Here is a 12,287-nt window from a genome sequence, read left to right as displayed (position 1 = left end):
GCTAATCTGACTACGAATGTTGTCGAAAGACACGCTGTCGAAAACGACGTTGGGGGCACCATGACCGCGGTACACGACGAACCGACGACCGCCGCACTCGAGGACACCGATCGCCTGATCAACCACCGTGACGACGAGATCGAGCTGATCCCGCCGGATTCGCTGACCGCGCAGCTCACCGGGCTCTACACGTTCCTGCCGATCAACGGTGCCGCGTTCGTGATGCAGGTGATGCATCCGGTGATCGGCGATGTCGTCGACAAGTACTCGGTGTTCCGCACGGACCCGGTCGGGCGGGCGATCCGGTCCGCCGACTCGGTGCTGCGCTGGACCTACGGCGGTCAGGAAGCCATCGCCGAGGGGCACCGCCTGCGGAAGCTGCACCAGCCGCTGCAGATGCGCAACGCCGAGGGCAAGCACATCAGTGCGCTCAACCCGGAGGCCTACGCGTGGGTCATCGCGACCGCATTCCCGACGATGACCACGGCCGCGCCGCTCGTCCTCGGCCGTGAGTTCACACTCGAGGAGCGCACGGAACTACTCCGCGACAACCGTCGCATCGCGAAGATCGTCCAGGTCCCGATGAAGGGCTACCCGGAGACCCTCGAGGAGTTCGAGGAGTACTTCGACGACTTCGTCGAGAACAAGCTGGTCCGTCACCCGGTGGCGATCGAACTCATCGAGCAGATGCGTGCCGCCCCGCCGGTGCCGAAGACCGTTCCCAAGGCGCTGCGCCCGGCCGTCAAGAAGGTAGCCGCCACCGCGTCGGTCCCGTTCCAGGATTTCAACTACCTCACGACCGTCGGCGTCATGGATCCGCGCGTGCGCGAGATCCTCGGGCTGACGTGGACCAACGAGGAGCAGCGCCACCTCGAGAAGATCCACCGTCGCCTGCGGTTCGCCTACCGCACCCTGCCCGAGCGTGCGACCTACTTCCCGCTGGCCTACCACGCCCGTCGCCACCACGACGCGATCCAGGCCATGAAGAAGCGCGAGAAGCAGAGCGCCGCTTACCAATACGCCGCCAAGTAGCTCCGCTCACGGGTCGCTCACGATCTCCGTTCCCGCTCACGCGGAAATCGTGAGCCGGTACAGAGATGATGAGCGGTTCGGCTCAGAGACCGAGGACCCCGACGACGTACTCGCCGATCGCCAGGCACGAGGTGATGCCTGGCGACTCGATGCCGAACAGGGTGACCAGCCCGGCGTGCCCGTGTGTGGCCGGCCCGTGGATGGTGAAGTCCGCGGTCGCCTCGCCGGGGCCGCTGGTCTTGGGTCGGATTCCTGCGTATGCGGGAGTCAGTGTGCCCGAGGGCAATCCGGGCCAGTAGCGGCGGATCGACTCCTCGAACCCGGCCAGGCGTGTCTCGTCGACCGAGTAGTCGAGCTGCTCGCCGTCAACCCACTCCACGTCCGGGCCGAAGCGCGCCGCACCGGCGAGGTCCATGATGAAGTGCACGCCCAGTCCGCCGTCGACCGGCACGGGATAGACCAGGTGCTCGAATGGTGCTCGTGCACCGGACAATCCGAAATAATTGCCCTTCGCCAGGTGTCGCGGCGGGATCGGACCGTCGAACCCGTCCAGGGAGCGGGCAACGTCCCACGCACCCAGCCCGGCGCAGTTCACGAGCATCTTCGCCGACGCCGAGCCGGCCTCCGCAGTGTCGACGGTGACTCCGCCGCTGTCGACGCGCCCGCCGATCACCCTGCTACGCAACGCCACTGCGCCGCCTGCGGACTCGAGGTCCCGTCGCAGAGCCCGGACCATGCCGTCGACGTCGACGATCCCGGTCGACGGCGACAGCAGCGCGGCCACACCGTGCACATCTGGTTCCAGTTCGTGCAGTTCGGCACCGTCGATCCGTCGCAGATCGGCGACACCGTTCGTCAGTCCGTGCCGGAGCAGTACGTCGAGCCGGTCGGTCTGGGCGTCGTCGGTGGCCACGATCAGCTTGCCCGGGCGACGCCAGGAGACGCCGTGCTCGTCGCAGTACCGGGTGAGGAGTTCACGACCCCGCACGCACAACCGCGCCTTCAGACTGCCCTCGGGATAGTAGATCCCTGCGTGGATGACCTCCGAACTCCGCGAGGTCGTCTGCGTACCGACCGAGTCGGCCGCCTCGACGACGATCACCTCGCGCCCGGTCGAAGCCAGCGCATGAGCCACGGCCAGACCCACGATGCCGCCGCCCACCACCAGGCAATCGGTCCGTTCCACCGGGTTCTCCCTTCTCCTCGCCCATCCGATCATCCCGGTACAGATCGAGGTCTCGGGCACACTGGGCTGATGCGGCACTCTGATGTTCTCGCGATCGTGCAGGCCGGTGGGCGTGGTTCCCGGATGGAGGTGTTGACCGATCGACGGGCCAAACCGGCCCTGCCGTTCGCGGGGAACTATCAACTCATCGACTTCCCGCTGTCGAACCTGCACCACAGTCACGTCGACGACGTCTGGCTGTGCGTCCAGTACGAGGCGGAGACGCTGACCCAACTGGTCGCCGGCGGGCGCCCCTGGGACCTCGACCGCACGAGCGGCGGACTGCGGATCGTCATTCCCGAGCAGACCGACGCCCCGGAGACCGAGGACGGCTTCGCCACCGGCAACGCCGACCTTCTCTACCGGATCCGCGACCGCATTGCCGAACACGGACCGGCCGAGGTGATCGTCATGAGCGCCGACCACGTCTACGATTTCGACTTCCGCGACGCCCTCGACACCCACCGCAGCCGCGGCGCCGAATGCACCATCGTCACCACGACCTGTTCGCTGGAGGAGGCGTCCCAGCACGCCACGGTCACCTCCCGCCGCGACGGCACCGTCCGCGAGTTCCGCTACAAGCCCGACCGTGCGACGACCCGCACGATCGCCACCGAGATCTTCATCTACGACCCGCAGGTGCTCATCGAAGGACTCGAAGGCCTGGTGCGCGAGACGACGGTGGGTTCGGCCGAGGACGACACCGGGCTCGGCGACTTCGGCGAACACCTCGTGCCGTGGTTCGTCGACCGCGGAAAGACGGTTGCGCACGCGATGTCGGGGTACTGGATCGACGCCGGCCGGCCGGAGACCTACCTGCAGGCACATCGGGATCTGATCGACGGCAGGATCGACGTCTTCCGCGCCGAGCGACCGGTCCTGACGAACCAGCCGCAGCGCGCCGCGGCCCGGATAGAAACCGGGGCGGTCGTCGAGGACAGCCTCGTCAGCAGCGGCGCCCACGTGTGCGGAACCGTGCGACGCAGCGTCCTCGGACCGGGCGTGGTGGTGGAGAAGGGGGCCACCGTCGTCGACTCGGTTGTCTTCGCGGACTCCGTGATCGGCACCGGGGCGTCCGTGTCGTGGTCGATCCTCGACGAACGGGTCCGGGTGGGGCCGCGGGCGACGATCGGTGGCCATCCCCGAACCCGGCCGGTGCCGACCGAGAAGATCACGCTCGTGGGGATGGACACTCAGATCCTCCGGGGAGCGAAGGTCGCTCTCGGCGACCGCGTCGAATGTCACCGCCGAATCCGCTGACTGATAGCGTCGCGCGGGTGATCGAGACCGCGCGTACCTGGCGAGACCACGACCCGGATCCGGCGACCCGCGCCGAACTCGCCGGCCTCATCGAGGCAGCCGAATCCGGAGACGCCGCGGCCGGCGCCGATCTCGACTCCCGATTCCGCGGCCCGCTGACCTTCGGTACCGCAGGGCTGCGAGGCGAGGTCGGGGCGGGGGAGACCCGTATGAACGTCGCGGTGGTCACCCGCGCCACGTACGGCCTCGGCCGCCACCTCATCGAGACCGTCGGGCCCGATGCGCGCGCCGTCATCGGTTGCGATGCCCGGTACGGTTCCGATGCTTTCCTCGACGCCGCCGCCGAAGTCCTTGCCGCACAGGGCGTCACCGTGATGACGCTCCCTCGTCGGCTACCGACCCCGGTGACCGCGTACGCCACCCGCGCGCTCGACTGCGACGCCGGGGTGATGATCACCGCGTCGCACAATCCGCCTGCCGACAATGGCTACAAGGTGTACCTCGGTGGCCGCGCCACCGACTCTGCCGGTCGTGGCGTCCAGATCGTCCCGCCCGCCGACGAGCAGATCGCCGCCTTCATCGACTCCGCGCCGCCGGCTGACGAGATCACCCGCGACGCCGCCTCGGTCGTCGCCCTCGACGGTACGACTCTCGAGGCGTACATCGCCCGGGCCGCCGCACTCCGGCCCGGCACCGGCCCCAGCCCGGTGCGCGTCGTCCTGACCCCGATGCACGGCGTCGGCGGTTCGACGGCACTCGCCGTGTTGAGCGCTGCAGGCGTCACCGACGTCCACGTCGTCGGCGACCAGTTCTCTCCCGACCCCGATTTCCCGACCGTCCCCTTCCCGAACCCGGAAGAACCCGGAGCCCTCGACCGTGCTCTCGATCTCGCCCGCCACGTCGACGCACATGTGGTGATCGCCCTCGATCCGGACGCCGACCGCTGCTCGGTCGCCACCCCCACCGACCGTGGCTGGCGGCAGCTCACCGGCGACGAAATCGGTTGGCTGCTGGGCGAACAGGCCGCCCGCGACGCCGGTCGCAACGGGAACACGCTCGCCTGCTCGATCGTGTCGAGCCGGCTGCTGGGGAAGATCGCCGGCCATCACGGACTTCGGTTCGCGGCGACCCTCACCGGCTTCAAATGGATCGCCCGGACACCGGATCTGCGATTCGGCTACGAGGAGGCCATCGGGTACTGCACCGACCCGGAGGCCGTGCGCGACAAGGACGGGATCTCTGCAATGGTCCGGGTCATCGGTCTCGTCGAAGAACTCGCCGCCGACGGCCGCACACTCGTCGACCTCCTCGATGACCTCGCCCGACGCCACGGCCTCCACGCGACTGCCCCGCTGACGATTCGCGTCGACGACGTCGCCGAGATCGGACAGATGATGGACCGGTTACGCACCACGACGATCGACGCACTCGCCGGCTCCCAGGTCGTCGAGGTCCTCGACCTCGCCACGGGTTCCGGCGACCTTCCGCCCACCGATGCACTCGTCCTCCGCACGGCCGCCGACGACCGGGTCGTCGTGCGGCCATCGGGCACCGAACCGAAGCTGAAGTGCTACCTCGAGGTCGTCCTCGATTGTGCGGACACCGAGGTCCCGCACCTCCGCGCCGCCGAACGGCTCCAAGAGCTCAGCGTCGACATCGCCGCAGTTCTGCGCGGCTGAGTGGGCCCCGCGCGCCGGTTGACGATCTACGATCGACGGGTGCCCCGATCCGATTCCGACCAGCGGTTGCGTGACCTGACCCTGCTCCGCCAGGTCCGTGACCGGATCGACCGTGAGTATGCGCAGCCGCTCGACGTCGAGGCGCTGGCGCGGGGCGTCAACATGTCGGCCGGGCATCTGAGCCGCAAGTTCCGTCAGACCTATGGTGAGTCGCCGTACTCCTACCTGATGACCCGCCGCATCGAGCGGGCGATGACGCTGCTGCGCCGGGGCGATCTCAGCGTCACCGAGGTCTGTTTCGAGGTCGGCTGTTCGTCCCTCGGGACGTTCAGCACGCGGTTCACCGAGCTCGTCGGGGTACCGCCGAAGGTGTATCGCGAGCAGTCCGCCGATGCCACCGACGGAATCCCTGCATGCATGGCCAAGAACATCACCAGACCGATCAGGAATCGAGAAGCGCAGCGGGGGTGAGGATGCCTAGCCTGACATCCATGAACATCAGCATCCAGTACGCATTCCTCCCACACACCGATGGCGAAGCAGCTCTCGGCTTCTACCGCGACATCCTCGGCTTCGAGGTCCGCAAGGACGTCGGATACGAGGGCATGCGTTGGCTGACGGTCGGCCCGCCGAATCAGCCGGGCACGTCGATCGTGCTGTACCCGCCGGCCGCCGAACCGGGCATCACGGACGCCGAAAGGCAGACCATCCTCGAGTTGATCGCCAAGGGCAGCTACGGCGCGCTCACCCTCGCCACCGAGGACCTCGACGGACTGTTCGAGAAGCTGCAGGCCAGTGGCGTCGACATCGTGCAGGAGCCGATGGACCAGCCCTACGGCGTCCGCGACGCCGCGGTGCGGGACCCTTCCGGCAACCTGATCCGTATCGACCAGGCGGCCTGAAAGGTGTGCGGCGCCGGTCGATTGCCGCCACGTGAAGCGCTCGCCGGGGGAGTTGCCGAATCGCCGATGACTCTCCTGGTTGGATCGAGTCAGACCAGTACGCCAACGGAAATCCTGCCCGATCACGACGATGGCTGCGCACCGAGACGCGCCGCCGCGATGGAGACACGATGAGCCCTGCCTCGCGCACGAAGTCGACGCCCCGATCCGCCCCGGTCGACGAGTACGACACCCATCCCGCCGACACTCACGACCGCATCCGGGTGCACGGGGCCCGCGAGAACAACCTCAAGAACGTCGACGTCGAGCTGCTCAAACGGCGGTTGACCGTGTTCACGGGTGTGTCGGGGTCCGGTAAGAGCTCTCTGGTCTTCAGCACGATCGCCGCCGAATCGCAGCGTCTGATCAATGAGACGTACAGCGCCTTCGTGCAGGGCTTCATGCCGTCGATGGCCCGGCCCGATGTCGACGTCCTCGAAGGACTCACCACGGCGATCATCGTCGACCAGGAACGCATGGGCGCGAACGTGCGGTCGACGGTCGGCACCGCTACCGACGCGAACGCGATGCTGCGAATCCTGTTCAGCCGCTTGGGGAAACCGCACATCGGTTCGCCGCAGGCGTTCTCGTTCAACGTCGCGTCGATCAGCGGCGCGGGTGCGGTCACCGTTGAGAAGGGCGGCCAGAAGGTCAAGGAGCGCCGCAGCTTCTCGGTCACCGGCGGCATGTGTCCGCGCTGTGAGGGCCGCGGCGATGTCTCCGACTTCGACCTGACCGCGCTCTACGACTCGTCGAAGTCACTCAACGAGGGCGCCCTGACGATCCCCGGTTACACGATGGACGGCTGGTACGGGCGGATCTACCGCGGCTGCGGCTACTTCGACCCCGACAAGCCGATCGCCAAGTACACCAAGAAGCAGCTCAACGACCTGCTCTACAAGGAACCGACGCGAATCAAGGTCGACGGCATCAACGTCACCTTCGAGGGTCTGATCCCCAAGATCCAGAAGTCGATGCTGAGCAAGGACCGCGAGGCGATGCAGCCGCACATCCGCGCCTTCGTCGACCGCGCCATCACCTTCCAGACCTGCCCGGACTGTGAGGGCACCCGACTCACCGCCGAGGCCCGGTCGTCGAAGATCAATGGCATCTCCATCGCCGACGCCTGCTCGATGCAGATCAGCGATCTGGCGCAATGGGTCGCCGAACTCGACGAACCGTCGGCGGCGCCCCTGATCAAGTCGCTCCGCGAACATCTCGACGCATTCGTGGACATCGGCCTGGGCTATCTGTCCCTCGACCGCCCGGCGGGAACGCTGTCGGGCGGTGAAGCCCAGCGCACCAAGCTGATCCGTCACCTCGGATCGTCACTCACCGACGTCACCTACGTCTTCGACGAGCCGTCGATCGGATTGCACCCTCATGACATCGCGCGCATGAACGACCTCCTCCGGGCCCTACGCGACAAGGGCAACACGGTGCTCGTCGTCGAGCACAAGCCCGAGGTCATCGCCATCGCCGACCGCGTCGTCGACCTCGGTCCGCGAGCCGGCACCGACGGCGGCGAGATCGTCTTCGAGGGCACGGTCGAAGAACTCCGCGCCGCCGACACCCTGACCGGCCGTCACCTCGACGACCGCGCGTCGGTCAAACCCGACGTCCGCACACCCAGCGGTGCTTTCGAGATCCGCGGCGCGAACATGCACAACCTGCAGAACGTCGACGTCGACATCCCGCTCGGTGTCCTGGTCGTGCTGACCGGCGTCGCGGGGTCGGGCAAGAGTTCGCTGATCAACTCGTCGGTCGCCGGCGCCGACGGCGTGGTCTCGATCGATCAGACGGCGATCAAGGGTTCGCGACGCTCCAACCCGGCCACCTACACCGGACTGCTCGAACCGATCCGCAAGGCGTTCGCCAAGGCCAACGGCGTCAAACCGGCTCTGTTCAGCGCCAATTCGGAGGGCGCCTGCCCGAACTGCAACGGCGCGGGTGTCGTGTACTCCGACCTCGCCATGATGGCCGGCGTCGCGGCCCCGTGTGAGGTGTGCGAGGGCAAGCGTTTCCAGGCCGAGGTCCTCGAGTACACCCTCGGCGGCCGCAACATCAGTGAGGTCCTCGAGATGTCGGTGGCGCAGGCCGAGGAATTCTTCGCCGATGGTGATGCCAAACTACTTGCAGCGCACAAGATCCTGCGTCGCATGGTCGATGTCGGACTCGGCTACATCAAGGTCGGTCAGCCGCTGACGACCCTGTCCGGCGGCGAACGCCAGCGTCTGAAGCTGGCGACGCACATGGGGGAGAAGGGGGACGTCTACATCCTCGACGAGCCGACAACCGGTTTGCACCTCGCCGACGTCGAACAGCTCCTCGGGCTGCTCGACCGGCTCGTCGACTCGGGTAAGTCGGTGATCGTCATCGAGCATCACCAGGCGGTGATGGCGCACGCGGACTGGATCATCGATCTGGGCCCCGGTGCCGGCCACGACGGCGGTCAGATCGTTTCCGAGGGGACTCCGGCGGACATCGTCGCCGATCGATCCACCCTGACCGGACAGCATCTGGCCGAGTACGTCGGAGCCTGATTGCCCGGCGTTCCGTCCTGCCCAGCGCCACTGCCGGGCAGGACGGAGCCCGTGGGCTCGCAGTGTTCACACTGTGTACTTGTCAAAGATCGAATGCGGTCCCGGCTCTGTGCTCGTATGCCGGGTGCGAGAAGGTGCTACGCGAAAGCTGGCGTCATGCGGCGTCGTCGAGGCGCATGGTGCGGCGGTTGTAGGCGGGGCAGGGCCGACGCTGCGGGTCGATCTCGACGGGCGGGACGAGCCACGGGTGTCGATCGAATCCCATGACGACGTCCCATCCGTGGTGATGAACCTGGGTATGGCAGCGCTGACACAGCAGGCAGCCATTGTCGAGATCGGTGTTTCCGCCGTCGCTCCAGTGCTCGACGTGGTGCACCTGCGTATGAGACGGCGGTGCACCGCATTTGATGCAGAACTCATCGCGGATGATGATCGCTCGTCGCAGGTGGGCCGGGAACAGGCGCTGCTCACGGCCCATCTGCAGCGGCACGGTCTCGGCGTCGATGACGATCTCGGAAACCGAGCCGTCGCAGGACAACTGTCGCGCGGTCGCGTGCGTGACCGAACCCGTCCACGGCAGCGCGGCGGGATCTTCACCGTCCGCCGGGATCGTCAGCACGATCTGGGTATGTGGCGACCCCGCGCTGTCGACGGATGCGCCGAGAGCTGCCTGGTCCAGTAGTAGTTCGAAAGCGTCGGCCCGGCGTTGTTCGGCCGATCGTCGATCGTCCGCGCCGTCCGGCTCTGGGCGAGGTGCCGCACGCTCGTCGATCATCGCTGCGAACTTCTCACCGATCACCTGCGTGACATTGGCGCGGATGTCGATCCGAGCGTCATCCGTCACGCTGTGATTGAGCGTGTTCAATGAGCGATCGTCGGATGCGGGAACGCCCGTGTCCACTGACTCGGCGACGTCGTTGCCGATCCGCCGGGCGAAGGTCTGGACCTCGGCGGGCGTCGCTCCCGACAGGGCTTGGCTGACGAGCTGGGACTCGAATTCGGCCCGATCACCGTCGGAGAGGCCGTCAGGCGAGCGTTTCTCGATGAGTGCGACCCCGCTGACGACGGCATCGACGACCTCGACCGACAGTCGCCCATCCGCAGCGTGTCCGACCACCTTGCCGAGGCCGTACAGGCCAGCGAGGATGCGCATGAGCCGGGAAGCTGCGGATGGTGGGAATCCCATCTCGATCAGCAGTCGCTTGGTGGTGGAACCGGATCTTTCCGCCAACTGACTCTGGCCGAGTTGCGCTGTGTGACAGACGATCTTGTGGTCGACGACGTTGCGCATCTGTCGCAATGAATCGATTTCTTCGAATGTTGCTCTCCCAGAGGGGTCGTCAACCGGAGGGGTGATCGCGATGAGCTGGTCGAGGAGGGAGTCGAGCTTTGCCATGACCCCAATGTACTCGAACATACGTTCGGGTACCAGGTTTCTCCACAGCCGTTCGGAACGTCAGAAACGCGGAGTTGCAATATCTTTCACATTCGGTAACTGCATCGTCGTCCTGGTGATCAACAGTCACAGGCGTTACGCAATGCGGACGAAGAGGGGGGGTTTGTCCTTCTTCTTGGCTCATTCTCTTCTGGCTGCTCGGTGACGAGGTGGACTCGCAGAACTATCGGGTCGACCGAGGCGACCGCCCGGCGTTCATCTCACACGCACCCAAGGCGGTTGTGAGATCACCGTTACCCAGCCCTTGCGGCGCGACATTCCGCACGCAACGCCGCGGCCGGAGAGTCTTCGCATGGACAAACAACTATTGGAAGAAAGCCTGACCCTCGTCGATCTACCCGATTCCGGTCTCACCGTCCGGTTCTACGAGATCCTCTTCGAGCGCTATCCCGGTGTGAAACCGATGTTCCAGCGGGACACCCGCGTCCAGGCCGAGATGCTGCGCTCCGCAGTGGTGTCGGTCCTCGATCACCTCGAGGACGCGGCGTGGCTGACGACCAATCTGCACGCACTCGGCAAGCGGCATGCGAGCCTCGGCGTCACCAGGCCGATGTACAGCGCGGTCGCCGAATGCATGATCGCCGCCATGGGTGAGATCGGCGGTGAGTCGTGGACGCCGGCGATGACCTCGGCGTGGGAGGAGGCGTTGGGCGCGGTCGCCACGATCATGCTCGACGGCTATCCCGACGAAGCCCCGTCGGAAACCGCTGAAGAATCCGGCGCTGCCTGAGCCCTGCACACACGACCACCTCAGCGGGGTCACCGCCGCCCCCGCTGACTCTCAGCTCCACCGCGATACGATCCCGCTCGGAAGAGAGGGCTCGTGACAGTTGTGGACATTCCCCGGTCGGTGATCGATCGCTATCTCCGTTCGGCGTGGGCGCGAAGGCTGACGCTCGTCGTCTTCCTCGTCAGTGCGGCGATCGCGATCTTCGTACTCCCGAACCATCCGCCGGTGCCCTATCGCATCGATTTCGACGTCTATCGCATGGGCGGCCGCGTCTTCCTCGACGGCGGTGACCTCTACGGCACCCTTCCGACGCTGGGTGGCGGCTCCTATCTGCCGTTCACCTATCCACCCCTGGCGGCGGCCTTGTTCTCCGTATTCACCGTCGTCCCGTTGGGACTGGGTCAAGCGTTGTTCACTGCTGCGACCATCGCCTGCCTGCTGGTGGTCTGCCGGATCGTGGTGGCCCACCTGACCGGCCGCTCGTCGTCGGATCTCTGGTGGCTGGCGACCGCCGCGACCACCATCGGCCTGTGGCTCGAACCGGTCCGCGACACTCTGAACTTCGGGCAGATCAACATCGTGTTGATGACCCTCGTCGTCGTCGACGCCCTGCTCGGGCGAGGGCGTTGGTGGCGCGGCCTGCTGGTCGGTCTGGCCATCTCGATCAAGCTCACCCCGGCGGTCTTCCTGCTGCTGTTCTTCCTCCGACGCGACTGGCGAGCACTCGTCGTCGGCGCGGTGTCGGCCGTCGCCTATGCCGGCATCGGGTATCTGCTGGCGGCCGACGACTCCGTCACCTACTGGACATCCACCCTGTTCGACACCGAACGCATCGGTAGTCCGCAATTCGCCAACAACCAGTCGGTGAAGGGCGAGGTGGCCCGACTCGGCTTCGAGTCGGAGCTCATCTGGTTCGGCGCGGCTCTCGTCGTCGGACTGCTCATCGCGTGGTCGGCATGGCGCCTGCTGTCCGCGTCGGAGGCCTCTGCGAATGGTCGCGACGAGACGCTCGAGGTCGCGGCCGTGATGACCATCGCCTTCGCCTGGCTGTTCTGCTCACCGGTCGCCTGGGACCACAGCTGGGTCTGGATCGTGCCGCTGCTCCTGGTGCTGATCGCACTGGCCGCACGCCTGGAGGCGTCGAGAATCTGGTGGTGGATGGTCGGCACCGGGCTGATCATCTTCGCCTACGCCCCGCATCAGCACGTCCCGCAGCGCTACGACGCCGAGCTGTCGTGGGCCTGGTGGCAGCACGTCATCGGGTCGTCGTACCTGGTCTGGGGACTGGTCGTGATCGTCTCCTTCGGCGTGCTCGCACCACGCCTGGCCTCGAACTCTGTCGGTGAAATCGTGAATAGCCGAGGGAATTGAGCGGCTGACACAGACTCGCCTCTTGAAACAACTGTCAAAATCCGTTCCAA

General features: G+C 66.4%; 10 protein-coding genes. 8 read left to right on the top strand and 2 right to left on the bottom strand.

Annotated elements, in window-relative coordinates; translation table 11 throughout:
• Positions 1–60 precede the first annotated feature (60 nt).
• A complete protein-coding gene (locus GOALK_RS18545; RefSeq protein ID WP_006360367.1) occupies positions 61–1,032 on the top strand; it encodes an oxygenase MpaB family protein in 972 nt (323 codons plus the stop codon).
• An 82-nt stretch (positions 1,033–1,114) separates the two neighbouring features.
• Here the strand turns inward: GOALK_RS18545 and GOALK_RS18540 are convergent, their stop codons facing one another.
• Entirely contained in the window at positions 1,115–2,218 is a 1,104-nt protein-coding gene (locus GOALK_RS18540) for an NAD(P)/FAD-dependent oxidoreductase (RefSeq protein ID WP_006360366.1), read from the bottom strand.
• Between the two features lie 69 nt (positions 2,219–2,287).
• Here GOALK_RS18540 and GOALK_RS18535 point away from each other — a divergent pair, with 69 nt between their 5' ends.
• The 5 genes from GOALK_RS18535 to GOALK_RS18515 all read left to right on the top strand — a co-directional run bounded on the left by GOALK_RS18535 (position 2,288) and on the right by GOALK_RS18515 (position 8,680).
• Positions 2,288–3,517 (top strand): glucose-1-phosphate adenylyltransferase family protein, encoded by a 1,230-nt coding sequence (locus GOALK_RS18535; protein ID WP_035751613.1) that lies wholly within the window; start codon positions 2,288–2,290, stop codon positions 3,515–3,517.
• Positions 3,496–5,196, top strand: a complete 1,701-nt coding sequence (locus tag GOALK_RS18530) for a phospho-sugar mutase (protein WP_006360364.1) — start codon at positions 3,496–3,498, stop codon at positions 5,194–5,196. Before GOALK_RS18535 ends, GOALK_RS18530 begins: the two co-directional genes overlap by 22 nt.
• 39 nt (positions 5,197–5,235) lie before the next feature.
• The gene (locus GOALK_RS18525; RefSeq protein ID WP_040004352.1) at positions 5,236–5,667 is read left to right on the top strand and encodes a helix-turn-helix transcriptional regulator; all 432 of its coding nucleotides are present in this window, start codon (positions 5,236–5,238) and stop codon (positions 5,665–5,667) included.
• 20 nt (positions 5,668–5,687) lie between these two features.
• The gene (locus GOALK_RS18520; RefSeq protein WP_035751617.1) at positions 5,688–6,098 is read left to right on the top strand and encodes a VOC family protein; all 411 of its coding nucleotides are present in this window, start codon (positions 5,688–5,690) and stop codon (positions 6,096–6,098) included.
• A gap of 170 nt (positions 6,099–6,268) precedes the next feature.
• The gene (locus tag GOALK_RS18515; RefSeq protein ID WP_006360361.1) at positions 6,269–8,680 is read left to right on the top strand and encodes an ATP-binding cassette domain-containing protein; all 2,412 of its coding nucleotides are present in this window, start codon (positions 6,269–6,271) and stop codon (positions 8,678–8,680) included.
• A gap of 154 nt (positions 8,681–8,834) precedes the next feature.
• On the opposite strand, the gene GOALK_RS18510 is transcribed toward GOALK_RS18515, so the two are convergent.
• Positions 8,835–10,097, bottom strand: coding sequence for an HNH endonuclease (locus GOALK_RS18510; RefSeq protein ID WP_006360360.1), 1,263 nt, complete (start codon positions 10,095–10,097; stop codon positions 8,835–8,837).
• Positions 10,098–10,428: 331 nt separating this feature from the next.
• On the opposite strand from GOALK_RS18510, the gene GOALK_RS18505 reads away from it, so the two are divergent.
• Both GOALK_RS18505 and GOALK_RS18500 read left to right on the top strand, forming a co-directional pair.
• The gene (locus tag GOALK_RS18505; protein WP_006360359.1) at positions 10,429–10,866 is read left to right on the top strand and encodes a globin domain-containing protein; all 438 of its coding nucleotides are present in this window, start codon (positions 10,429–10,431) and stop codon (positions 10,864–10,866) included.
• Between the two features lie 93 nt (positions 10,867–10,959).
• Positions 10,960–12,237 carry a glycosyltransferase 87 family protein gene (locus GOALK_RS18500; RefSeq protein ID WP_006360358.1) on the top strand — a complete coding sequence of 426 codons (1,278 nt, stop codon included), beginning with the start codon at positions 10,960–10,962 and terminating at the stop codon, positions 12,235–12,237.
• Positions 12,238–12,287 lie beyond the last annotated feature (50 nt).

Origin of the sequence: Gordonia alkanivorans NBRC 16433, assembly GCF_000225505.1 — a bacterium.
Classification (GTDB): domain Bacteria; phylum Actinomycetota; class Actinomycetes; order Mycobacteriales; family Mycobacteriaceae; genus Gordonia; species Gordonia alkanivorans.
The sequence above is the reverse complement of the archived record's forward strand: the minus strand, read 5'-3'. Positions and strand labels throughout refer to the sequence as shown.

Excerpts from the sequence above, each read along its gene's own strand:
- GOALK_RS18530 (WP_006360364.1), top strand. The coding sequence starts at position 3,496 with ATGTCACCGCCGAATCCGCTGACTGATAGCGTCGCGCGGGTGATCGAG.
- GOALK_RS18515 (WP_006360361.1), top strand. The coding sequence starts at position 6,269 with ATGAGCCCTGCCTCGCGCACGAAGTCGACGCCCCGATCCGCCCCGGTC.
- GOALK_RS18520 (WP_035751617.1), top strand. The coding sequence starts at position 5,688 with ATGAACATCAGCATCCAGTACGCATTCCTCCCACACACCGATGGCGAA.
- GOALK_RS18510 (WP_006360360.1), bottom strand. The coding sequence starts at position 10,097 with ATGTTCGAGTACATTGGGGTCATGGCAAAGCTCGACTCCCTCCTCGAC.
- GOALK_RS18505 (WP_006360359.1), top strand. The coding sequence starts at position 10,429 with ATGGACAAACAACTATTGGAAGAAAGCCTGACCCTCGTCGATCTACCC.
- GOALK_RS18535 (WP_035751613.1), top strand. The coding sequence starts at position 2,288 with ATGCGGCACTCTGATGTTCTCGCGATCGTGCAGGCCGGTGGGCGTGGT.
- GOALK_RS18545 (WP_006360367.1), top strand. The coding sequence starts at position 61 with ATGACCGCGGTACACGACGAACCGACGACCGCCGCACTCGAGGACACC.